We start from the raw sequence: 22,619 nt of genomic DNA, 5'->3' as shown, positions 1-22,619 counted from the left end.
GTCAGTAATGTACGCCCGATGTTTACCTCAACTTAATACCATTTTGATTTAATACATGATCTATTTAAGCTAGAAGAGTTTCTTTCATAAATAACTTGAAACGATTCTATCTCGTTCTTGGAGGAAGCTAAGCCTTTGTTTATAATCAGGTACATTTGAACACTAATTAAATAGTATTGGTGTGATGGCTATAAAGAATTTGCTCAATATATTCCCTGAAGCGGGGATCGCAACATAAAATATCTTTAACAGCGAGGCTATTAATGCCGGTTGCGAGTTTGCTACAATTTTATAAAATCCTGGTGCGCCGATGAAAAATTTAAACGATTGTTTTGAAATAAAGATGACGTTAACCCTTAGCGTCTAAATTCATCACTTAGTGGTCAGTTTTTTTAAATAAGCAAAAACAAGGACAGACAATGAAATCTAACCCAGTAGTACTTATAACCGGAGCAAGCCGAGGAATTGGTGCTGCAACCGCAATTTATTTTGCTCGTCACGGTTATGATGTTTGTATTAATTATAAAAGGAATCAACACAGCGCAGAAAAAATAGCAGAGCAAGCACGCGGCTTTGGTGTAAAAGCCGAAATAGTGCAAGCCGATGTGTCTGATGAAACGCAAGTGCTGACCCTGTTTACAAAAGTAGATGAGTTATTTGGCAAATTAGATGTGCTTATAAATAATGCGGGTATTTTGAAACCGCAAATGCCATTACTTGAGATGGGAGCCTCGCGTATAAATGAAGTGCTAACCACCAATGTAACAAGCGCTTTTTTATGTGCCCGAGAAGCGATTAAGCGAATGCCCAGTGGCGGCAGTATCGTTAATGTATCATCGGCAGCGGCTAAAACCGGTTCACCAAATGAATATATTGATTATGCCGCATCTAAAGGAGCAATGGACACGTTAACCATTGGTTTAGCCAAAGAAGTAGCCAAGTTAGGTATTCGTGTTAACTCAGTGCGCCCAGGGTTAATCTACACCGATATGCACCGCGATGGTGGTGAAGTAAATCGGGTGGAGCGTCTTAAAGACAAGCTGCCATTGGGCCGAGGTGGACAACCTGAGGAAGTTGCCGCTGCAATTTACTTTTTAGCCTCTGAGCAGGCATCGTTTACCACAGGTAGCTTTGTTGATGTAGCTGGCGGTTTGTAAAGGTTAAAGCAATACCGATAACCAAAAACTAAAGCTAATCACACTTAAAACCGTTGACAGTACAACTGCACCGGCTAATGTCACCTGATGTTGACCTATTTGACTGGCAATAAGGTAAGCATTTACACCAACAGGAGAAGCGCTTAATAGCACTAACACGTTCAAAATCTCTCTATCTAATTCAAATGCGTATGCACCGATTAAAAATACCCCAGCAGGAAGTAAAAAAATCTTCATTAACGAGGCGATTAATGCGGGTTGCCAGTTAGCTGCAATTTTGTAAAACGCTAAGTTGGCGCCTAATACAAATAACGCGCAGGCAATGGCGGGGGTCGCTAAAAGCTCTAAACTCTTTGCTAGATTATCAAACAAAACAATGCCGCTGACATTTAATATTAGCCCGCAGCCAATGCTCAATACAATCGGATTCAGTACCATGCTCTTAGCAAAACTTGACCATGAAAATGCGTGTTCGCTGCCCTTTGCGCCGATTAAATAGGTAAGTGCAAACAGCAATGTGCTATGAAAGGTAATGATCATAAAAGCGATGGCGATCATTTCTTTGCCAAGGGATGCGATGATGATAGGAATGCCCACCAACACCATGTTTGAGTAACTCGACGCTAAGCCAAATACACTGTGTTGTTGATAATTTTTTTGCTTAGCTAAATAAAAGCGGTCAACCAAAATACCTAAGGCAAATACGCTCAGTACAGGAATATAAAAACTCAGAAAGGCCGATAAACTAATACTTTGCTGTAAATCGATTTGCGACATATTTAAAAATAAAAATGCCGGCAGGCTAATGTAAAAAGTAAACTTACTTAGCCCTGCAATGTGTTGCTGTTCAAAAAACTTTAATTTACAACAACTAAAACCAAGCGCAACAATGAAAATCAGCGGAAAGATGATAGAGAAAATATGCACTGCACTGTTGCCTTGAAATAGGGATAACGTTAACGCTTAGCGTCTAAATTCATCACTTTGTGGTAAGTTTATTAAAATAAGTACCGCACCTTTACCACCGTATTCAAGTGGCGCTTGGTGTATTGCTATGACATCTGGATGCTGTACTAAATATTGCGGCACTTTGTGTCTGAGTATATGTCCACCAATACCATGTACTACACACGCACAGTAGTAATGCTTCTTTTTGCACTCATGGATCAGTCCTGCGAGTTCATCTTTTGCCAACTCCTTATTTAAACCATGTAAATCAAGGGTTAAATCAGGTACAAAGTCACCTCGGCGTAACTGCTTTGCTAAAAAACGATCTTGACCGTCTTGCACATAATTAACCGTTCCGTTGGTATCAATATCTGGCACATATTCATCAGAAAAGAAAAATTCTGCCTGATGTTGCTTTTTTTGCTGGGCAAACAGCTTTGCTTGTGAGATTTTAGGTTTGTTAGCAAAGCGATGCGTGTCTTGTTTAAATACACGGGCACCATTAATACTTTGACGAAACATATCGATGTCGTCAGGGCTAATATCTGCGTTTGAGAGAGGATCTTTTTTCATAGCGGCAGTCTAAACAAAAAAACGCTAGAAATCGAGTGAAAACAGAGTAAAAACTGTGTAAAAAAGCGTTACAATAGGGCAATCATGGGGCCTTAATTGCGCCTCGATTGAATTGATATTTTCTAAAGCAGCAGGTAGATAACGAATATGAGCGAATTATTAATAGAAGAAGCAACCTTAGATGAAGCTGTAGCAGAACTGTCAACGTTACACGATTGGCTACGGTGGACCACGAGTCAATTTGCCAGCAGTGGTATTTTCTTTGGTCATGGAACTGATAACGCATGGGATGAAGCAGTCAACTTGTTACTGCCCGCGTTAAGCTTACCCATTGATGCACCAAAAGAATTAATGCATGCTCGGTTAACTAGCACCGAAAAAAACCGCCTTGCGGGATTAATTGCAGAACGTATAAATGATTTCACGCCAGTACCTTATCTGACTAATATTGCATGGTTTGCTAATATGCCATTTTATGTCGATGAGCGCGTATTGATCCCACGTTCACCTTTTGCAGAGTTAATACATAATCGCTTTTCACCTTGGCTAGCTGAGCCTGAATCGGTAAATCGTATTTTAGATTTATGTACCGGTTCTGGTTGTATCGCGATTGCATTAGCACAAACTTTTGCAGAAGCGCAGGTTGATGCCGTTGATATTTCTTATGAAGCACTCGAAGTTGCTGATATCAATATCACTGATTATCAGTTAAGTGACCGTGTATTACCTATTCAATCCGACGTATTCAGCGGTGTACCAGGGCAGAAATATGACCTGATCGTGGCAAACCCTCCGTATGTAGACGCCGAAGATATGGCTGATTTACCGCGTGAGTTCCACCATGAGCCAGAGCTTGGTTTAGCATCAGGCCATGATGGTCTTGATGTAACCCGTACTATTTTGAGTGAAGCGGCCGATCATCTAACTGATAACGGTTTGTTATTTGTCGAAGTTGGTAATTCTATGGTACACATGGATGCCCTTTATCCAAATGCGCCTTTTGAATGGGTTGAGTTTGAGCAAGGTGGATTTGGCGTATTTGTGATCAGCAAAAAACAACTCGTTGCATATTTCGCAGACTGATCACCACAAAAATCAAAGCCGAGCCTTAGGCTCGGTACTTAGTAGTCATTAGGAATGAGGAAAGTTAATGGCAGGTAATAGCATCGGGCAGTTATTTAAAGTGTCCACCTTTGGCGAAAGCCACGGCGTCGCCTTAGGCGGTGTTGTGGATGGCACGCCAGCAGGCCTTGAAATCACTGAGGCAGATTTACAAATCGATTTAGATCGTCGTAAGCCAGGGCAAAGCCGTTACACTACGCAGCGCCGTGAGAGCGATCAAATTAAAATTTTAGCGGGTGTTTTTGAAGGTAAAACCACCGGCACCAGTATTGGTTTATTAATTGAAAATACCGACCAACGCTCACAAGATTATGGCAAAATTAAAGACGTATTTCGCCCAGGTCATGGTGACTACACGTACTGGCATAAATACGGCCTACGCGATTATCGCGGTGGTGGCCGTTCATCTGCTCGCGAAACCGCTATTCGTGTTGCCGCAGGCGCTATTGCTAAAAAGTATCTAAAGCAATTTCATGGTATTGAAGTACGTGCGTGTTTGAGTCAACTTGGGCCAATTAAAGCTGAAAATTACGATTGGGATGAAGTTGAAAATAATCTTTTCTTTTTCCCAGATGCAAGCAAGTTAGACGCGCTTGACGACTATATGCGCGACCTTAAAAAACAAGGTGACTCAGTCGGCGCGAAGGTAAAAGTAGTGGCTAAGAATGTACCTGTTGGTTTAGGTGAGCCGGTATTTGACCGCCTTGATGCAGAACTTGCCCACTCACTGATGAGTATTAACGCAGTAAAAGGCGTTGAAATTGGCGACGGCTTTGATGTGGTTGAGCAAAAAGGCTCTGAGCATCGTGATGAGTTAACCCCTGATGGCTTTACCTCAAATCATGCCGGTGGGGTGCTTGCAGGTATCTCTACAGGGCAAGATATAATCGCGTCAATTGCACTCAAACCGACATCAAGTATTACGATCCCCGGTAATAGTATTAACACGAGTAATGAATCGGTTGAGATGATCACCAAAGGCCGTCACGACCCATGTGTTGGCATTCGTGCAATCCCGATTGCTGAGGCGATGATGGCCATCACTTTAATGGATCATTTACTACGTCAACGCGGTCAAAACCCGCATGTTCATCATGAGCATGGGCCAATTAATGGCTCTGTTTAGAGTTTAGTTAAAAGCATTTAGAATTATTTAAAAGCGCGATGTTAATCGCGCTTTTTTGTTGTGGTTATTTTAAGATAGACATCAAAGTTTCAGGAGCGGGATCAGGCTGTGCTTTTGATCTGTCCATTGCGCCAAATGTACTGTTGAATAAGGTGTTATCGGTGATAAGTCTGTCATGGCTATCGAATTTAAAAATGCTTGGTTATTCGTCATTACGACCCATTGTGAGCCTAACTGCGTACCGCTATAGTTAAATTTGATCAGAGATTTATCGAAGCGCTTACTGTGAGCTTGGAGCACTGGCATCAAATCAATATGATTATTGGATATATGGATAATTAATAAGCCGCCTTTTGTTAGTCGCTGCCAATATAACTGAAAAGCTTCCTCAGTCAGTAAATGGGTAGGAATAACATCACTTGAAAAAGCATCAATAATTAACGCATTCATTAACGGTGCATTATTTTTTTGCTCTTCAGTTAAGGTGATTCTGCCATCGCCAATAGCCACATCAATGCGTGCAGGACTATCTGTTAAATATGAAAAATAATTCATGGCCATGTTATAAACCGCAGGGTTAAGTTCATAAAAGCGGATTTTATCGAACTTATCGCCAAACTTTGCTAAAACTCCAGCACCTAAACCAATAATACCTATATTTAAATCTTGTTGCTTTTTTAATGCTGACAATGATTTAGCGATACCAGTATGGTGATGGTAATAGCTGTTTGTGAGTTCAGTTTGTTTATTAAGCGGCTGTGAGCCATGAATCGTTGTGCCATCGATTAGGCGTCGTTCAGCAAGATCAGACGTTGTAATGTCTTTGACAGTGACATAACCGTAAAAATTTCTCTCAGACGCTAACTTGTATTGATTAAAATTAACAAAAAGATAGCTATATCCTGTGCCCCAAATAACCAGCGTAGCCAGTAAAGCTATTTTATAGCAAGAGGACGTTTTCGTCGTCTGGGTGAGTAGCGTGTATATAAATAATGAAAGCGCTACAGCTAACGCCACAATGAATTCTGTTATTTGTTCAAACAGTAGCGGTGCGACTAAGGCACTGAGTAAACTGCCGATCACTCCTCCTAAAGCGATATATAAATAAAATACAGTAAGCAGTGAGCCATCTGGCGCGAGTTTTCGAAGTTCACCATGACAGATCATACAAACAATGAATAAAATAAAGCTGTAGATCACCAGTTGAGCTAAAGCATTAAATTGGCTGCCAAGGAAAAACATCATCAGCCCTGCGAATGCGCTAAATATTAATAAGTACGTCCAATGGGCGCGATTATAGCTTTTTGCGGATGCAAACGCATAACTGAAGGTCAGCAAATATATTACCAATGGTAAAGCCCATATCAGAGGCATAGGCGGGATGTTGATGCTGATCATCTGAGTTGTCGCGATCAACATCATTGAACTGGTTGCTGACAACGCAATCCACAGCCAATTAGGTTTGACGAGCAAAGTCGTTTTTGACTTAGTAATAGCTTTATCAGCGATACTGCCATTACTAAATAGTACATAAACTAGGCACGATAACAGTATGCAGTATGCAAATAACCCCGCTGTCCAATAGCTCTTTTGCTCATCGATTGAAAATAAAACTTCAAAAATAAATGGGTAACTCAGCAAAGCAAGTAGTGAACCCAGATTCGAAAGCGAATACCATTGATAAGGTACAGTCATAGCGGTCGATTCAATATACCAGCGCTGCAATAGTACGCTGGTGGCACTTAGTAACATAAAGACTAAGCCAACCTGTAAAAACAATTTAGCAATCACTGACCACGCTGGTGTTAGTGATAAAAATAGACTGACTTCAATTGTGTTAAAAGTAATGATGCTCGATAAAGCCACTAACAATGTGTGTATAAATAATTGTCGTTTGAGCTGATAACGGCTTAACAAATGAGCATATAAATAGCCGAGTAACAGCATGCTTTGATAAAAAAATAGGCTGGTTGACCAAACCGAAGCGCCACCGCCAAACTCGGGTAGTAGCTCTTTAGATAAGATAGGTTGAATTTGAAAGAGTAGAAACGCGCTCACAAAAATAATGAATGTCGATAATATCCGTTGCATCTTTTTTATTACTTAGTAAATGGTGCCTAACCATTAACTGAACTAATTAATGCGACAATGTAATAACCCTTGAGTTTATCTTAAGAAAATCTTAATCTATGATTTGTATGAATTTATTGGAGTTGTAAGTGGGTAGGTTTCGAATCGGGAATTTTGACGTCGATGTTAGCCGTGGTAAAATTTCCTCAGCTGAAGGCGTACAAATTGTCGAACCTAAGGTTATGGATGTGCTCCAATTTTTGTACTCTCATAGGGGCAATGTGGTTAGCCAGGAAGAAATTTTTGCAGCTGTGTGGCCTAATTCAGTGTTTAGCCCAAGTAATGTGCAACGCAATATTGCACTGCTGAGGAAAGCATTAAATGAAGATTCTAAAAATCCACAATTCATCATTACCCACCCGAAACGGGGTTATTGCCTTGAGCTTAACGAACAAACACGTTCTCACTGTGTAAAGTGGCCGTTGTTGGCTTTTATCGCCGTGACAATTGTATGTTTGGTTGGTGGTTGGTTCGCATTTGCAACGCAGGTTGTTAAAACTGATTTCTCTGCGTTGGTGCCTGTAACATCAAATGAAGCCAATGAATCCTCTCAATCGCAATCTAATAACGGCAATTATTTAGCATTTGTTCGCGGTGACAATGATAATCAGCATATCTGGCTAAAAGAATTAACGACAGGTAAAGAGGTACAATTATCCCAGCACCCATCGACCTACTATAGTCTAGGCTGGAGTCCGGATAATCGCGCATTGGCTTTTATAGAAAAACAAAATGATGTTAGCCAATTAGCGTATTTTAATTTAGACATGGTAACTCTAACGAGTTTAAATTACGCCAACGTACTGGAATTTAAAGAATATTTAGTTACCAGCCAGCAATTACAATGGACTAATAACAATCAGGTTTATTTTATTGAGCGACGAAAACATAAAAATGATACGCAGCTTTCGACCGTCAATATAGAAACTAAACAAAAACAGGTAATCAAAGCCTCAATGGGTCAAGACTGGTTAAAGTTACATGCGTTGTCGCCAGATCAAACGCAACTAGCGCTTGGTTATGAAGCAGGACAAAATAACTACCGTATTGAAATACTGAATTTAACGGATAATAGCAGTAAAACAATTGCCGTTATTGAAGATGGTATTCAGGGGCTTAGTTGGCACCCAAGTGGTGAATACTTGCTGATAAGCAGCACAAATAATCTATTACTTATTGATCGTCAGGGCAACTCAACTGATATCGCCTTTAATAATTATCAAGTTATTCGAGATGCTGCATTCACGCCATCTGGTGAGGAGATATTGATGGAGCTTGTAAATATTGATGTTGATATTTTACGGGCAACAAATACCGCTCCTCAGCAGTATGAAAAGCTTGTCGATACCTCGTCGGTTGATTTTTTACCGGTGTTCTCACCTGATTCAACTAAGTTTGTCTTTGAATCCCATCGTTTTGGTTTAAAACAGCTATTTTTATATGAGCAAGGTAAACAAACGCTGATTTTTGCAAACCCTAATAATGAAGAACTGTTTGGGGTTGTTTGGTCAAAAAATGGCGAAGAAGTGATCACCGCAAGCAAAGATAAACTGTTTCGAATTGATTTAAAAAGTGGCGATTATCAAGAAATAGCCCACCATCATCATTCGTTTTATCTCAGAGAGAAGTTTTATAATGAAGATGCGATCTTGGTTTCATATCGCGCTGACGATGGCGTTACATTTCACCCAGCAAAATTAGACATGCAAACATTAAGTTTATCGCCATTCACTGGCCAAGGAGAGCGGCTGGCTTGTTATGCAATGGCTTTAGACAAACACGATCAGATTTATTTTTCAAATAACAAACAGGTATTTCGACTCGATCAAGATGGCAATTTTGCTCAAGTATGGCACGCAGATGATAGTGATATTATTGGTCTGGCGGTCGATGAGCAAACGTTGAGTATTACCTTAGAGCAAGAAGATGGTTATGAGCTTAATATGCTTGATTTACAAAGCGCTCACTCAGAAATACGCCATATCGCGAACGAGAAAGGTAATATGTTAATTAATGCTTCACACGATAATACGCAACTTTTATATCTTACTGAGCCAAAGCGAAAACGCACCTTAGTAAGGCTGCGATAGTCTTTAAAACCCAAGATTCACAAGGTAAGTGCATAATCTGCTGCTATTAGCTTTACTAACTCTCGTTTTATCGGGTTATGAGCGTGGTTTGCGTGTAATAGTACGATATCAATAACGGGCAAGGGCGGCAGAGTTGAGTCAGTAACCGTCACCAGCTCCTGAGTGTTACTTACCTCAGCCATCACACCAACGGCTAGATTGGCTTTTACTAATGCTGTGAGCGCACTGAGCGAGCCGCAGCAAGCAACAATGTTAAATGGGCGTTCAGCCTTTAGTAACCCTTCAATAGCCGCTTGATGAAATTTACAATCTCGTTGAAATATTGCAACCGGCAGGGTCATAGCGGATTGATAGTTAAATTCGGCACTTTTAACCCACACACCTTTGCTTGATTCTAAAAAATAACCTTCTTCAGAGCTGGGCGAGCGCGTCGCAATCACCATGTCTAGCAAGCCTTGATCTAGCAGTGTTTTGAGCTGGTTGGTCGGCGCGCAACTGATTTGTAAATCAAGTTGCGGTATATGTTTATGTAATAAAGCCACAACTTTAGGTAATACTGTGCCTGCATAATCGTCAGGACATGCTAAGCGCACGCGAGTTTGCCCACCACCGGTTTTAAGTTGTTTATAGGCTTCATCATGCAGTGCTAATAATTGTTTTGCGTAGCTGGCTAAGTGAACGCCACTTGACGATAGTACAAGCTGCCTGCCTTGTTTGATAAATAATGGATTACCCAGCTCTTGTTCGAGCTTTTTCATTTGCATGCTCACTGCCGATTGGGTGCGGCATACTTGTTGAGCAGCGCGAGTAAAGCTGCCCGTTTCAACAAAAGCGCAAAAAGTACGTAGGGCGTCTAAATCCATATTTAACTCATCTATCAATTTTATTTATGTATTGTATAAAAACTATTGGTAAGTAATTAATTTACTACTGCTCTATATTAGGGATATTAAACACTACTAAGGAACGCAAATGCAATTATTTATCGGTAATAAAAACTATTCGACATGGTCGCTTAGAGCATGGTATTTAATGAGTAAATTCAATGTTATTTTTACTGAGAAACAACTCGTATTAGACACCCCTGAGTTTTATGAAACGCTTAAAAACAGTTTTGCAGTACAGAAAGTACCCGCCTTAGTCGATGGCGACTTACAGGTATGGGATTCATTGGCAATTTGTGAATACATCAATGATGCTTATTTGTCTAATGCGGCATGGCCTATTGATACTGCGCAGCGAGCGACAGCCCGCAGTTTAAGCGCTGAAATGCATACCGGCTTTATGGCGCTGCGTAATGAAATGCCAATGAATATTCGTGCAACTCGCATAATTGAGTTATCTGCGGCGGCTAAAAAAGACATTAGCCGCATTGATGAAATATTCAGCCAGCAACAACGTAGTTACCCAAATGCGTGGTTGTTTGGTGAGTTTAGTATCGCAGATGCTATGTATGCGCCTGTAGTACTTAGGTTAAAAACCTACCAAATTTCACTTTCAGCTTTGGCGGAGCATTATTGTCAGCATGTTTTAAGTTGCCCTACATTACAACAGTGGATCACCGAAGCGCTAAAAGAAACTGATATTGTTGCTTGCGATGAAGCAGGGGTTGATGTTACTTAAAGTAACTTGCCAAGCGCTAAGGTTATGAGGATGTATGGAACAGATTAAGCTATCACACCAAGATACATTAAAGCGGCTAGAAAGGTTTAGTCGCTTTACCGACAGCAGTATTGGCATTCCTTTTACTCGGTTTAAGTTTGGCGTAGAGGCACTGATCGGTATTCTGCCTGGTATTGGAGATCTAGCTGGGCTAATTTTATCTAGCTATATTCTATTTGAAGCCCAGCGTCTAGGAGTTAGTAAGCGTATAAAATTACGTATCGTAATAAATATGTTGATTGATTTTTTTGGTGGCCTAATTCCGCTTGTCGGTGATATTTTTGACGCTTACTTTAAAGCAAATACCCGCAATACCCGTCTACTGAAACGCTACTTAGTAAAACAATAACGATAAAAATAAGTTAGTTTTTATCGTTATTAAAAAAGTATTCTGCAATCACTTGTTTCTGTTGGCCAAACGGGTCTGAAATGCCAATCCCAATGCCGATTATTTTACCCTGCGCTTCAGGCGGGTGGGCTTGCATTTGTTTATTTAAAATAACGAGCTTAGGGCTTTTCTCGTTAGCTAATAATGTTAAATGCGGCTGAAAGTTCTGAAATACATTGGGGCTACCATAGCGCTCAAATGCCGTTAATTTGTTGGGGTAGTTTTTAACCCAGCTAGGGATTGTGGCATTTGTGTCGCGTAATGGCTCAATCGCCATTGTTACTTCATCTGCTAGCCTTTGTAGCTTAGGCGAATACTGTAAGTTAATAAATGCCCAATTACTTTGCGTAACACTAAAACCTTGCGCTGTTATAGCAAACTCTTGATGTTGCTCGGTGATACTTTTTACAGCACGTTTAATGTCTTCTTCTGAGCCTTCAACAAAGTCAGTTAAATACAAAGTAGCGTGCACTGGCTTACCTTTTTCATAAAAACTCATGATCCCTTCTTTTTTTAATGCATCACTAGTTTGCTCAACTAAGTTAATGATTGACTTGGAAGGGATTGCAAACACATTGATGCTGACACTTTTTGCAAATGAGGGCAGGGGGATACTTATCAGCGTAATTAAAGTAACAACTAAAAGCTTCGGTCGTTTTATAAAAAGTAATTTGAACATGGGTTTATAATTTTATTCTTAAATTCGGATAGTAAGTGTAAAGAGGATAAGGGTTATTACTTGAACAGTAAATAAAAGGAGCTAGATTGCAGCGAATACATATTTTTGGCTTAGCTAAATTTGCAAAGTAAAGGCAAGACAATAACGCATGGCTGCTTAGTCGTTATCAACTTTTACATTCTTGCTAAAAGCCCGTACAATTCGCCTCGATTTTAATGTGCATTTGTTGCATTTTACCGAGGCGAATTAATCAGACTTTTATGCATCAAATAGCCGATTTAACATCTATTTTTGAACGCACTTTTTACCACAGCCATAATACACGCTTGATCAAAGGTGAGCATGAGCCTATTTATATTCCCGCTGATGTTAAAACGCCGTATCATCAAATTGTGTTTGCCCATGGTTTTTATGCCAGTGCACTGCACGAAATAGCTCATTGGCTGGTGGCGGGTGATAAACGTCGTTTACTCGAAGATTACGGTTATTGGTATTGCCCAGATGGCCGTGATAAAGCCCAGCAAGCAGAATTTGAAGCCGTTGAAGTAAAACCGCAAGCAATCGAGTGGGCGTTGAGTGTTGCTACAGGTTTTGAGTTTAATGTTTCGGTTGATAATTTAAATGGTGAGCAAACCTGTCGTTTTGATTTTCAGGCGCGAGTACACAAGCAACTTTTACAGTTACTAAAAATAGGCTTTAATCCTCGGACTACTGCACTTTTAAAAGCATTAAGCGAATTTTACAATACGCCATGGCCATTGAATGCCGGGCAGTTTGTATGGCAACATCCTCAGGAGTTAAGTAATGCAGTTTAAGTTAGGACTAATTGTAAACCCAGTTGCTGGTTTAGGTGGCAGTGTGGCGCTCAAAGGTAGTGATGGTGTTGCGGCTAAAGCTCTGGCGCTTGGCGCTGAGCCAAAAGCTAATTTACGCACTAAAGCAGCGCTTGAGGTGTTATTGCCTTATCAAGATAAAATAACAATTTATACTGTTAATCACTCAATGGGTGAAAGCACCGCTACAGATCTTGGTTTTAATACCGAAGTTGTGTATCAAAGCGAGCACCCCAGTAGTGCAGATGATACTGAGCGTGCAGCCAAGGTATTGCAACAGCTAGGTGTTGATTTAATTTTATTTGCTGGTGGCGATGGCACTGCGCGCAATATTTGTCATGCGGTTGAAGATAGCGTACCGGCACTTGGCATTCCTGCCGGCTGTAAAATTCATTCAGGGGTTTATGCAATCACGCCAAAGGCCGCAGGGCGGGTAGTCGAAATGCTGGTCAAAGGTGAACTAGTTACCTTAGGCGATGCCGATGTGATGGATATTGACGAAGATGCGTTTCGTCAAGGCACAGTTAAAGCAAAACGTTATGGTGAAATGCAAGTACCCAGTGAAGTACGTTATGTACAAGCCGTAAAAAATGGCGGTAAAGAAACCGACGAGCTGGTACTTGCTGATATCGCCGCCTATGTCGTCAGTGAAATGGATGAAGATACGTTATATGTAATGGGCAGTGGCTCAACAGTTGCAGCTATTATGCAAGAAATGGGGCTTGAAAATACCTTATTAGGTGTTGATTTAGTTGCAGACCAAAGCTTAATTGCGCAAGATCTTACAGCTGAACAATTATTAGCGATGACCCATCAGCGCGACACTAAATTAGTGATCACGCTAATTGGTGGCCAAGGCCATATTTTTGGCCGTGGCAATCAACAGTTAAGCCCGGCACTTATTCGCGCGATAGGGCTGGATAATATTATTGTGGTGGCTACCAAAACTAAATTACAGGCTTTAAACGGCCGCCCGCTCATTTGCGATACAGGCGATAGTGAGCTGGATGATGAATTAAGCGGTTATATTCGTGTAACCTGCGGATTTAACGACCATATTATGTATGCAGTAGGCCATCAAGATTGATTGGTAGAAGACCCTGCAAAATCAGGAGAAGTAGAAGTGAGTTTAGTAAATTATATTGACGCAGCCCAACAGTATTTTGATGACTTAGTGATCAAAGCCACTGATGATGAGTTATTTGCCGGTGGTTATTTACGAGGCCATTTTGATTTAGCTGTAGGCTATGCGCAAGTTGAAGAGCTTAATCTTGAAATAGATGAGCTCAATGAAACCGTTGAAAAAAGTTTAGTGAAAGCGTATCGCAATGGTGAGCTTAACGAAGAAGATAAAGCCCTAGTTGTAAGATTATGGGAAGAAGTAAAAGCACTCGCTTAAAAGACTAAATAAAAAGTTATTTAAAAAAACGGCAACAGTGCCGTTTTTTTGTGCATTGAGACTATTTAGTTCCTAAAAATGTATTTTCTGTTCACTTAAAATTTACCTCATTCCCTAGATACGCTAAAGTACCACTGACTAAATTCTAGGGAACAAGTGAAATGAATAATAACAATGATGCAACAATGCCCTCAGGCATAGTTGCGCGATTTTTAAATTTTGTTGAGCGGGTAGGAAATAAACTGCCTGATCCGGCAATCATCTTTTTGTTTGCCATGTTACTAATTTGGCTACTGTCGTGGTGGTTCTCAGGTGTTACTTTTGACGCTATCGACCCTCGTACAGGTGAAGCTATTATTATTAATAATATGCTGGCGAGTGATTCGTTAGCGACCTTTTTATCATCAATGGTAAAAACTTTTACCGGTTTTGCACCGTTAGGTGTGGTGTTAGTGGCCATGCTGGGTGTAGGAGTTGCTGAACATTCTGGCTTTATTAATACTGGCCTTAAGTTAATGTTAAAGGTGACACCTAAAAAACTTTTAACGCCGTCAATTATTTTAGTCGCCATCGTCAGCCATACAGCAACCGATGCAGGTTATGTGTTAGTCATTCCGTTAGCTGGTGTTATATTTTATGCCGCAGGGCGCCATCCACTAGCTGGTATTGCGGCGGCATTTGCGGGAGTCAGTGGTGGCTTTGGTGCTAACTTTATTCCGTCGGGGATTGATCCACTACTGCAAAGCTTTACCCAAAGTGCGGCGCAAATTATTAACCCCGCGATGTCGATTAACCCATTAAATAACTGGGCGTTTACCTCGGCGTCAAGTTTATTCATTATTTTATTAGGCTGGTACATCACCGATAAAATTATTGAACCACGTTTAAAAAATACCGAATTAGATGGTAATAAAGAAGACTTACCTGCATTTGAAGATGCCCGTAGCGACGAAAAACGCGCGTTTTTTATTGCAAGTACAGTGATGATTGCAGGTCTCGCTTTATTAGCCTATGTGTCAGCCCCTGCGGATTCTGCAATGCGAAGCGAAGATGGCTCTTTAACTAATTTTCGCTCGCCTTTAATGCAATCTATCGTACCGCTAATTTTCCTACTGTTTTGGATACCTGGTGCAGTGTATGGTTTTACCGTTGGCACCTTTAAAAGCTCTAAAGATATGATAGATGCCATGAGTAAAGCAATGGGCGGCATGGCGTATTATATTGTAATGGCGTTCTTTTGTGCCTTGTTTATTGCTGCATTTAGTAAATCAAACTTGGGAGCTCTGCTGGCAATTGAAGGCGCGCAGCTGTTAAAAGCCATGGAGTTACCAAGTGCGGTGACTGTTGTCGGTATCATCTTTTTAACTGGTTTTGTAAACTTGTTTGTTGGCTCAAGTTCAGCAAAGTGGGCGCTACTGGGCCCGGTGTTTGTGCCTATGTTAATGCAGTTAGGTATCTCGCCAGATTTAACTCAAGCGGCTTATCGCGTGGGCGATTCTAGTTCAAACATCATCACTCCTTTAATGCCGTATTTCCCATTAGTTGTGGTGTACTGCCAAAAATACGTCAAAGGCACGGGCATTGGCACGCTTATCGCGATGATGCTGCCATATTCAATCGCTTTTATGATTGGCTGGAGCTTATTTTTACTCGGTTACTGGGCACTGGGTATCCCGCTTGGATTAGACGCAAGTTACGTGTACCCAGCAGTCGCGCCTTAATAAAACACGGCTAAATATTTATGTGTAAAAACCTCGTCATTATAATGGCGAGGTTTTTTTGTGGTTAGTTTTATCCAGCCAGTTGTCAATTCGATCGTATACCCAGCTTGGTACGTACAAACCAGTAAATATATTCTTTAACTAGGTTTTTGTATGGCCAATGAACGCGCTGTTCCTACATCTCGATTTTCACGCTTTGCAAAGTTAGGCTCATTAGCAACCAGTGTCGCGAGTAATATGTTATTTGAGGGAGCCAAAAGTACTCTTTCAGGAAAGGGTTGGGATAATAAAAGCTTATTACTGCAGCCTAAAAACATAAAAAACCTAGCGACAGAACTATCACACTTACGCGGTGCGGCAATGAAATTAGGGCAGCTACTGTCAATGGATGCTGGGGATCTACTCAGTCCAGAGCTTGCTCAATTACTTGCATTACTTCGATCAGACGCTAACCCCATGCCACACAAACAACTCATTACTGTATTAAAAGAGCAGTGGGGAGATGACTGGTTATCGCGCTTTTCACATATTGAGCTTAGGCCATTTGCTGCCGCTTCTATTGGTCAAGTGCATTTGGCCTACCATGAAAACGGCGAGCAATTAGCTGTAAAAATTCAATACCCGGGGATCGCAAAAAGTGTGGTCAGTGATGTTGATAATGTTATATCGCTGCTTACACTGTCTCGTTTATTACCTAAAGATCTTGATATCAAGCCACTCGTCGCAGAGGCTAAAATACAATTATTAGCGGAAGCTGATTATCATCGTGAAGCGCAGTATTTATTACGTTATAAAAATGCATTGGCAAATAACCGACACTTTATTGTTCCTAACGCCTATAAAGAGCACAGTACTAAACAAATATTAACGATGCAGTATATTGAGGCTCAGCCTATAGAGGGAATTACCGATTTACCCAAAGCAGAGCAAAGCTTTGTGGCACAGCAACTTATTGCGTTATTTTTCAAAGAAATGTTTGAATTTAGACTGATACAAACAGATCCAAACTTTGCTAATTTTCATTATCAACCAGCCACACAAAAAATCGTTTTATTTGATTTTGGGGCAACCCGCGAGATTTCGCCTCAGTTGAGCCAAGCTTATCTAGCTTTATTTAAAGCAGGCAGTGAGAATAATCGTGATGGGGTATTAAATGCGGCCACTCAGATTGGTTATTTTAAAGATACATTGCGTGACAGTTATAAAGATAATGTCATAGAGCTATTTTTAATGGCGTGTGAGCCACTGCGTCACGATGGTGATTTTGATTTTAAAAATAGCCAACTGGCATCAAATATTAAAGATGCTGGGTTGCAACTTAGTGCACAAGCACAGCAATGGCATACACCACCAGTGGATGCATTATTTATTCACCGTAAACTTGCTGGTTTATATTTGATTGCGGCTCGCTTAGAAGCAAAAATAGATGTTAGAGCGTTATTTATGCCAATTTTATTAAAAACATGATTATTTTAGCGAATTCAAATACTCATTCATTCAATGCAATTGCTATCAACGACTCTTATAACTTCACAAAATCTTCCCCTCACGAAGATTTACTTTATTCCAAACACAAAAAAACCTTGTCACTTTCGTGGCAAGGTTTTTTTATTAAAGAGTCGTTGCTTATTTAGCTGTGAAGCTTACTGGGCGACGTTCTTTACGAGGACCGCTACGCTTATCACCGCGTGCACTGTCATCTTTGTTAAAGCTGCGTTTTTTGTCACCTGATGGACGCTCAGAGCGTTCAGCACGTGGTTCAGCAGGACCTTGATCTTGTGTTAATGTTAAGCCCATTGGACGTTTACAAATAAACACTTTTTGGAAATGATCAAGTACATCTTTAGGCATGTTTTGCGGTAATTGAACCGTACTGTGATTGTCGTGTAAACGAATATCACCAATAAACTTGCTTGAGATGTCAGCTTCGTTAGCGATAGCGCCAACAATGTTCTTAACTTGAACACCATGTTCACGACCTACTTCGATACGGTAAGTATCCATAGGGCCTGCATCACGGCTATTACGTTCACGTGGTTTAGCATCACGGTCACGTGCAGGGCGTTCGCTGCGTTCATTACGACGACCACGGTCACCACGATCATTACGCTCACGTGGGTTACGGTCATTACGTTCGCTACGCTCACGTTGTTGGATCTTAACTTCTTCAACCTTAATTGGTGATTGTTGCTGTGCTAAACACAGTAACGCACCTGCTAGGTCTTCAGGAGCAAGTTCAAGCTTTTGCGCCATATTAGCTGCTACTTCATTAAAGAAAGTAATATCTTTATTTTCAAGCGCAATAGCTAATTTAGCTTGTAACGCTTCGATACGTTTTTCTTCAACAACTTTTGCAGTTGGTAGTTCAACTTGTACAATATCTGAATTCGTATGACGAATGATATTTTTAAGTAAATAACGTTCGTTATGTTTTACGAAAAGAATCGCTTTACCAGTACGACCAGCACGACCTGTACGGCCAATACGGTGAACATAAGCTTCAGAATCTTGTGGGATATCGTAGTTGATAACAAGGCTTAAACGGTCAACATCTAGACCACGTGCTGCAACGTCTGTTGCGATAACAACGTTTAGCATGCCACTTTTTAAGCGTTCTACTGTGCGTTCACGTGCTTGCTGGTTCATGTCACCGTTAAGTGGAGCTGCAGAGAAACCTTCGCGCTCTAATAACTCAGCAAGTTGTACTGTATCGTTACGTGTACGTACGAAAACAATCGCGCCTTCATATTGTTCAGCTTCTAAAAAGCGAACAATCGCTTTATTCTTGTGTACGCTGGCATTCCAAAACACTTGCTCAACAGATGATACCGTTGAGTTACGCGCAGATATATGAACCTGTTCAGGGTTATTCATATATTTGCTGCTGATGTTTTGAATTTGCTTAGGCATGGTCGCAGAGAAAAGACATGTTTGCTTTTCGCGCGGCGTTTTTTCCATGATGTTTTCAACATCATCGATAAAGCCCATACGTAACATTTCATCGGCTTCATCAAGTACAAGAGCTTGTAAGCTGTCAAACTTGATAGTGCCACGGTTAATATGATCGATTAAGCGACCTGGAGTAGCGACAATAACTTGCGCGCCACGACGAAGTGCACTTAATTGGATACTGTAGCTCTGGCCACCATAAAGTGCCAATACTTCAATACCACGAACATGTTTAGCATATTGTTCGAATGCCTCAGCTACTTGGATCGCAAGCTCACGGGTTGGTGTGAGTACAAGGATCTGCGGCTGCTTCACAGACGGGTCAATATTATTAAGTAATGGCAGTGCAAATGCTGCGGTTTTACCTGTACCCGTTTGAGCTAGTCCCAGTACGTCCTTTCTTTCTAGCAATAACGGTATACATTGAGCTTGGATTTCAGATGGTGTCTTGTAACCCAACTCTTCAACTGCCTTCAAAATTGCAGGAGAAAGATTTAGAGATTCAAACGTGACTGGTTCTGACATTAATACGCCTCAACGAATTTAAAGAGGCGCGCATTGTATAGGATTTACGAGGCAAATGCTTGTATAAATTGAAACTAATTTGTATGTAGTTGATGTTGGTCATAATTTAATCAATTTGATTGTGGGTAAATCAAATTGATTAACAAATTTTATACAGAACTTATTGATAAAGTCCAAGATTTTCTTTAGCGTAAGCTTCAAACTCAGTGAAACCACCGATGTGTGCTTGGTCAATAAAGATTTGTGGCACGGTTGGGCAAGGCTTACCTGCTGATTGTTCTAAATCGGCTTTACTCACGCCTTCTTTAATAATATCAACATAACGGTATTTAAAATCATCACGTTCATTTGCTAGTTTTTCAGCAACATCTTTAGCACGTACACAATAAGGGCAGCCTTCACGGCCAAAAATTACAGTTAACATATCGCTCTCCTCGATTTTATTTACATTCATCTTAACTAATTGAGAAAAAATAAACAGCGTAAAAAAACGATTGATGAATTCTATTTTAATGATTGCATACACCTTTAATCAGTATTAAAGGTGTATGTGGGGTGGCTAATTAAAACTTAACACTAAAGCCAATTGAAGGGCGCATTTCAAAATCATCCTCGTTTTCTTTGATAATTAAATCATTAGTCGAGGTTACTTTCTGATAATCTAAATCAATGCTACTGGTGTTTGCTTGGCCGTAGGCGTTCATTAATTCTAAAATTAACACACCGTCTAAGCCCCAAAAGTCGGTTTGACGTTCAAAACGAAGATCAAGCCGATGATAAACATCGAAACGCTCAGAAAATGGATCACCATATTGTGGTAAAAAACGTCCTTCGAATTCGGAATTTTCTGTGACGCCAACAATCGGGGTGTAAGCTTGACCGCTGCGGGCAGTAAAGTTAAAGCCGCCTTGCCATTTTTCACTGATTTGGTAATTAAACACCATGTTGACAACTAAAGGGGTATCAGCGTAATAATCCCGAGTGATATTTTGGCGTTGGTCAGTACGTTCACTTTTGGCATAACTAACTGCAAGCCAGCCATACCATTTATCAGTTTTATTTTTGTTTATTAATAGATCAACACCGTAAGCTCGCCCAGTTACATCATTACTGTAACGAATTGCTGCATCGGAATAATTGTTTAATGCCAACGGTAAATCGTCCATGGTTTTGTAATACCCTTCAATAGACCATGTCCATTCATCGGCAAGTTCTTGTGCAAAACCTAAACTGCTGTGTTTTGAGGTTTGCGAACGTAAATTCGGGTTGCCGTGTTCAGGCAATAGAGTGTCAATATCTTGCATGCGATTATAATGCCCGTATTTAGCATTGATGCTATTGTGATCATTAATAAAATAGCTAAGCGCAAGGCGCGGCATCACAAAATCTTCATCAGTGTAATCATTGCTTTGATATTGCACGCCGACTTCGCTTTGCCATTGTTCGTTAATAACCCAAACATGGCTAACACCAACAAAGTACTTATCAAGGGCTAGCTTGTCTTTGCCCGTTATTCGCTCACCTTTGTTTAGATCGCAATCAGGATCGAGCTCGGTACAAAGATATTGAAAACTATCGTAACTGTAAGTACTGTCGTTATCAAAATAGGCGGCATCAAAAACCAGTTGCTGGGCTTTAGTAACACGCCAATTTAATCGTCCTTTATAAGTGATTTGTTTTTGTTGTTCTTCATCAAAATAGCCATCACTTAGCGTGGCACGTTTAGCGTATTCCAATCGGCCAGAATGTTCGAGCGAACCAACGCCTAAGCGTAAATGAAAGTCTTTATTAAAGTGATCCCATAAAATACTTTGGCTGGTAAATTCACGAATAAAATCAGCATCGCCTTGATACTCAGGATTTTTTAGTGAAAGTTCAGCGCGTTGATTAAAGCCTGCTGCAACCGAGTCTTTTGCGCCTGTAAATGACACTGTTAGGGCGTTTTGATTGTTTATATCCCAGATCCATTTGCCTTGGTAATCATGATCATCTGGGGGATCATTGATGGTGATACCACTGAGTTCACCATCGTCGTTTTCAAGCTCTTCACCTTTAGAGAAGAACAGTGGTAATGTACTTTTACGTGCTGATAAATAAAACGCGGTGTTCTGCGTGAGTTGCCCTTCAACAAAGACACCGGCATTAAACATTGTAAGATCAAGCGTGGTAGTAATCGGTTGATATTTAGGGTTACGCAGTGTTACGTCAAATACGGCACCGGTGGCGTTGCTGTAACTGGTGCCATAGCCGGCTGAGTAAAGTTGAAAATCTTGAATAATGTACTTGTTGAAAATAGAACTGCCGAAATCATGAAAAATATAGCCTGCAGGCATAAAATCCACTTCAAACAAATTATCATCGGGCGATGAGCCACGTACCGCCGGTTCACTCATTGAGCCGCCAGCGGCGACAACGCCTGGCAATGCAAATACTGCCCGCAATGGATCGCCCATAGCACCGGGCATAGTGATCAGTTTTTCAGTATTTTCGGTTATTTCACTGGTAATGCTACTGCGTTTATAAACGGTTTCAAGACGCTCTATTATTTCTTCATTAGCATCAACGTTGGCGTGCGTTAAAAATGGCAAACACAACGCCAGTGGCGTTAAACGGTAAAGTGATGGCAAGCAGGTGGCTAACATGATTCTTCCATGGTTATGAGTAAGTGTGACTGCGACCTATAGTAATGAGAAAATATATAAAAATACGTAGTAAACTGTACGAAAATGTAGGCAAATGTAGGGAGGTGTTACAAGCTGTTACATTTAGTTTTGAGCTCTGATAGTAATACCTAATTGGCTTGAATAGCCCATTGAGCGTGCGGTTATTCGCAGTTGTTGATCAATTACATAGTAAGTAGGAAAGGCGCTGATTTTATAATTACTCTGGGTATTTTTATCGCCTAGTAAAATGGGCATTGTGAGTTTAAGTTCACTAACAAACTGCGCAACTGCTTGTTCATTTTTATAATCAAGTGCAATGCCAATGGCGTTGATATTAGAATCAACCAATGCCGCTTCTAGGTTTGGCATACTGTAACGACAGATTGTGCACCATGGCGCAAAAAAATAAACCACGGTGGTGTTACCTTTGAGCATCGCAATATCAATACGTTGTTCGCTGTCATTGAGCACAGGTAAATTAAAATATGGAGCAGGGCTGCTATCTGAACTGAGTAAATTGCGTTGCTGATATGTAGTCACTACAAAAAACACCACAACTAACATAATTATATTGAGCAGCAAACTCGTTACTTTTTTCATATTGACCTCTAAAGCTAATTCCCCTTATTACTATTTAAAGACTTGAAAAGCAAA

At 40.6% G+C, this 22,619-nt stretch carries 20 protein-coding genes; 11 read left to right on the top strand and 9 right to left on the bottom strand.

The window, feature by feature from the left end:
- The first annotated feature begins 419 nt into the window (after positions 1-419).
- Positions 420-1,157: an SDR family oxidoreductase gene (locus tag PVK79_RS17080; protein ID WP_182731362.1), complete on the top strand. Its 738-nt coding sequence runs from the start codon at positions 420-422 to the stop codon at positions 1,155-1,157.
- Between the two features lie 3 nt (positions 1,158-1,160).
- On the opposite strand, the gene PVK79_RS17075 is transcribed toward PVK79_RS17080, so the two are convergent.
- Positions 1,161-2,084 (bottom strand): AEC family transporter, encoded by a 924-nt coding sequence (locus PVK79_RS17075; protein WP_145240379.1) that lies wholly within the window; start codon positions 2,082-2,084, stop codon positions 1,161-1,163.
- Between the two features lie 36 nt (positions 2,085-2,120).
- Positions 2,121-2,678, bottom strand: coding sequence for an endonuclease SmrB (gene smrB, locus PVK79_RS17070; protein WP_145240381.1), 558 nt, complete (start codon positions 2,676-2,678; stop codon positions 2,121-2,123).
- Between the two features lie 147 nt (positions 2,679-2,825).
- Between smrB and prmB the strand changes: the two genes are divergently transcribed.
- Together prmB and aroC are read left to right on the top strand one after the other, a co-directional pair.
- Positions 2,826-3,761: a 50S ribosomal protein L3 N(5)-glutamine methyltransferase gene (gene prmB / locus PVK79_RS17065; protein ID WP_145240383.1), complete on the top strand. Its 936-nt coding sequence runs from the start codon at positions 2,826-2,828 to the stop codon at positions 3,759-3,761.
- Positions 3,762-3,828: 67 nt separating this feature from the next.
- Complete coding sequence (gene aroC, locus PVK79_RS17060) at positions 3,829-4,926, top strand: chorismate synthase (protein WP_145240385.1); 1,098 nt, start codon at positions 3,829-3,831, stop codon at positions 4,924-4,926.
- A gap of 81 nt (positions 4,927-5,007) precedes the next feature.
- On the opposite strand, the gene PVK79_RS17055 is transcribed toward aroC, so the two are convergent.
- Entirely contained in the window at positions 5,008-7,017 is a 2,010-nt protein-coding gene (locus PVK79_RS17055) for a fused MFS/spermidine synthase (RefSeq protein WP_257326230.1), read from the bottom strand.
- Positions 7,018-7,145: 128 nt separating this feature from the next.
- Between PVK79_RS17055 and PVK79_RS17050 the strand changes: the two genes are divergently transcribed.
- Complete coding sequence (locus PVK79_RS17050) at positions 7,146-9,146, top strand: winged helix-turn-helix domain-containing protein (protein WP_257326229.1); 2,001 nt, start codon at positions 7,146-7,148, stop codon at positions 9,144-9,146.
- Between the two features lie 17 nt (positions 9,147-9,163).
- Here PVK79_RS17050 and PVK79_RS17045 read toward each other — a convergent pair whose 3' ends face one another.
- The gene (locus tag PVK79_RS17045) at positions 9,164-10,009 is read right to left on the bottom strand and encodes a LysR family transcriptional regulator (RefSeq protein WP_182731367.1); all 846 of its coding nucleotides are present in this window, start codon (positions 10,007-10,009) and stop codon (positions 9,164-9,166) included.
- A 109-nt stretch (positions 10,010-10,118) separates the two neighbouring features.
- On the opposite strand from PVK79_RS17045, the gene PVK79_RS17040 reads away from it, so the two are divergent.
- Together PVK79_RS17040 and PVK79_RS17035 are read left to right on the top strand one after the other, a co-directional pair.
- Complete coding sequence (locus PVK79_RS17040; RefSeq protein WP_257326228.1) at positions 10,119-10,769, top strand: glutathione S-transferase family protein; 651 nt, start codon at positions 10,119-10,121, stop codon at positions 10,767-10,769.
- Positions 10,770-10,803: 34 nt separating this feature from the next.
- A complete protein-coding gene (locus PVK79_RS17035) occupies positions 10,804-11,157 on the top strand; it encodes a DUF4112 domain-containing protein (protein ID WP_145240395.1) in 354 nt (117 codons plus the stop codon).
- A gap of 13 nt (positions 11,158-11,170) precedes the next feature.
- Here the strand turns inward: PVK79_RS17035 and PVK79_RS17030 are convergent, their stop codons facing one another.
- On the bottom strand, positions 11,171-11,875 hold the full coding sequence (locus tag PVK79_RS17030) for a DUF1045 domain-containing protein (RefSeq protein WP_182731369.1): 705 nt from the start codon (positions 11,873-11,875) through the stop codon (positions 11,171-11,173).
- Between the two features lie 260 nt (positions 11,876-12,135).
- On the opposite strand from PVK79_RS17030, the gene PVK79_RS17025 reads away from it, so the two are divergent.
- From PVK79_RS17025 to PVK79_RS17005, 5 genes are all read left to right on the top strand, one after another.
- The gene (locus PVK79_RS17025; RefSeq protein WP_182760382.1) at positions 12,136-12,690 is read left to right on the top strand and encodes an elongation factor P hydroxylase; all 555 of its coding nucleotides are present in this window, start codon (positions 12,136-12,138) and stop codon (positions 12,688-12,690) included.
- Positions 12,680-13,795, top strand: coding sequence for an ATP-NAD kinase family protein (locus tag PVK79_RS17020; protein ID WP_149983017.1), 1,116 nt, complete (start codon positions 12,680-12,682; stop codon positions 13,793-13,795). The genes PVK79_RS17025 and PVK79_RS17020 overlap by 11 nt, the downstream gene beginning before the upstream one ends.
- A 36-nt stretch (positions 13,796-13,831) precedes the next feature.
- Positions 13,832-14,107, top strand: coding sequence for a YfcL family protein (locus tag PVK79_RS17015; protein ID WP_145240403.1), 276 nt, complete (start codon positions 13,832-13,834; stop codon positions 14,105-14,107).
- A gap of 161 nt (positions 14,108-14,268) precedes the next feature.
- Positions 14,269-15,828, top strand: a complete 1,560-nt coding sequence (locus PVK79_RS17010; protein WP_257326227.1) for an AbgT family transporter — start codon at positions 14,269-14,271, stop codon at positions 15,826-15,828.
- Positions 15,829-15,981: 153 nt separating this feature from the next.
- Positions 15,982-17,295, top strand: coding sequence for an ABC1 kinase family protein (locus tag PVK79_RS17005; RefSeq protein ID WP_257326226.1), 1,314 nt, complete (start codon positions 15,982-15,984; stop codon positions 17,293-17,295).
- Between the two features lie 159 nt (positions 17,296-17,454).
- On the opposite strand, the gene PVK79_RS17000 is transcribed toward PVK79_RS17005, so the two are convergent.
- The 4 genes from PVK79_RS17000 to PVK79_RS16985 all read right to left on the bottom strand — a co-directional run bounded on the left by PVK79_RS17000 (position 17,455) and on the right by PVK79_RS16985 (position 22,565).
- Positions 17,455-19,302 (bottom strand): DEAD/DEAH box helicase, encoded by a 1,848-nt coding sequence (locus tag PVK79_RS17000; RefSeq protein WP_145240410.1) that lies wholly within the window; start codon positions 19,300-19,302, stop codon positions 17,455-17,457.
- Positions 19,303-19,462: 160 nt separating this feature from the next.
- Complete coding sequence (locus tag PVK79_RS16995; protein ID WP_149983014.1) at positions 19,463-19,726, bottom strand: GrxA family glutaredoxin; 264 nt, start codon at positions 19,724-19,726, stop codon at positions 19,463-19,465.
- A gap of 139 nt (positions 19,727-19,865) precedes the next feature.
- Positions 19,866-21,944 carry a TonB-dependent receptor plug domain-containing protein gene (locus tag PVK79_RS16990; RefSeq protein WP_145240414.1) on the bottom strand — a complete coding sequence of 693 codons (2,079 nt, stop codon included), beginning with the start codon at positions 21,942-21,944 and terminating at the stop codon, positions 19,866-19,868.
- A 123-nt stretch (positions 21,945-22,067) separates the two neighbouring features.
- A complete protein-coding gene (locus tag PVK79_RS16985) occupies positions 22,068-22,565 on the bottom strand; it encodes a TlpA family protein disulfide reductase (RefSeq protein ID WP_145240416.1) in 498 nt (165 codons plus the stop codon).
- Positions 22,566-22,619: the final 54 nt, after the last annotated feature.

It is taken from the genome of Pseudoalteromonas rhizosphaerae (assembly GCF_028885455.1).
Taxonomy (GTDB): Bacteria; Pseudomonadota; Gammaproteobacteria; order Enterobacterales; family Alteromonadaceae; genus Pseudoalteromonas; species Pseudoalteromonas rhizosphaerae.
The sequence above is the reverse complement of the archived record's forward strand: the minus strand, read 5'-3'. Positions and strand labels throughout refer to the sequence as shown.

Bases quoted from the DNA above. Each gene is read 5' to 3' on its own strand.
- PVK79_RS17080 (WP_182731362.1), top strand. From the start codon at position 420: ATGAAATCTAACCCAGTAGTACTTATAACCGGAGCAAGCCGAGGAATT.
- smrB (WP_145240381.1), bottom strand. From the start codon at position 2,678: ATGAAAAAAGATCCTCTCTCAAACGCAGATATTAGCCCTGACGACATC.
- prmB (WP_145240383.1), top strand. From the start codon at position 2,826: ATGAGCGAATTATTAATAGAAGAAGCAACCTTAGATGAAGCTGTAGCA.
- aroC (WP_145240385.1), top strand. From the start codon at position 3,829: ATGGCAGGTAATAGCATCGGGCAGTTATTTAAAGTGTCCACCTTTGGC.
- PVK79_RS17055 (WP_257326230.1), bottom strand. From the start codon at position 7,017: ATGCAACGGATATTATCGACATTCATTATTTTTGTGAGCGCGTTTCTA.
- PVK79_RS17045 (WP_182731367.1), bottom strand. From the start codon at position 10,009: ATGGATTTAGACGCCCTACGTACTTTTTGCGCTTTTGTTGAAACGGGC.
- PVK79_RS17040 (WP_257326228.1), top strand. From the start codon at position 10,119: ATGCAATTATTTATCGGTAATAAAAACTATTCGACATGGTCGCTTAGA.
- PVK79_RS17035 (WP_145240395.1), top strand. From the start codon at position 10,804: ATGGAACAGATTAAGCTATCACACCAAGATACATTAAAGCGGCTAGAA.
- PVK79_RS17030 (WP_182731369.1), bottom strand. From the start codon at position 11,875: ATGTTCAAATTACTTTTTATAAAACGACCGAAGCTTTTAGTTGTTACT.
- PVK79_RS17025 (WP_182760382.1), top strand. From the start codon at position 12,136: ATGCATCAAATAGCCGATTTAACATCTATTTTTGAACGCACTTTTTAC.
- PVK79_RS17020 (WP_149983017.1), top strand. From the start codon at position 12,680: ATGCAGTTTAAGTTAGGACTAATTGTAAACCCAGTTGCTGGTTTAGGT.
- PVK79_RS17010 (WP_257326227.1), top strand. From the start codon at position 14,269: ATGAATAATAACAATGATGCAACAATGCCCTCAGGCATAGTTGCGCGA.
- PVK79_RS17005 (WP_257326226.1), top strand. From the start codon at position 15,982: ATGGCCAATGAACGCGCTGTTCCTACATCTCGATTTTCACGCTTTGCA.
- PVK79_RS17000 (WP_145240410.1), bottom strand. From the start codon at position 19,302: ATGTCAGAACCAGTCACGTTTGAATCTCTAAATCTTTCTCCTGCAATT.
- PVK79_RS16995 (WP_149983014.1), bottom strand. From the start codon at position 19,726: ATGTTAACTGTAATTTTTGGCCGTGAAGGCTGCCCTTATTGTGTACGT.
- PVK79_RS16990 (WP_145240414.1), bottom strand. From the start codon at position 21,944: ATGTTAGCCACCTGCTTGCCATCACTTTACCGTTTAACGCCACTGGCG.
- PVK79_RS16985 (WP_145240416.1), bottom strand. From the start codon at position 22,565: ATGAAAAAAGTAACGAGTTTGCTGCTCAATATAATTATGTTAGTTGTG.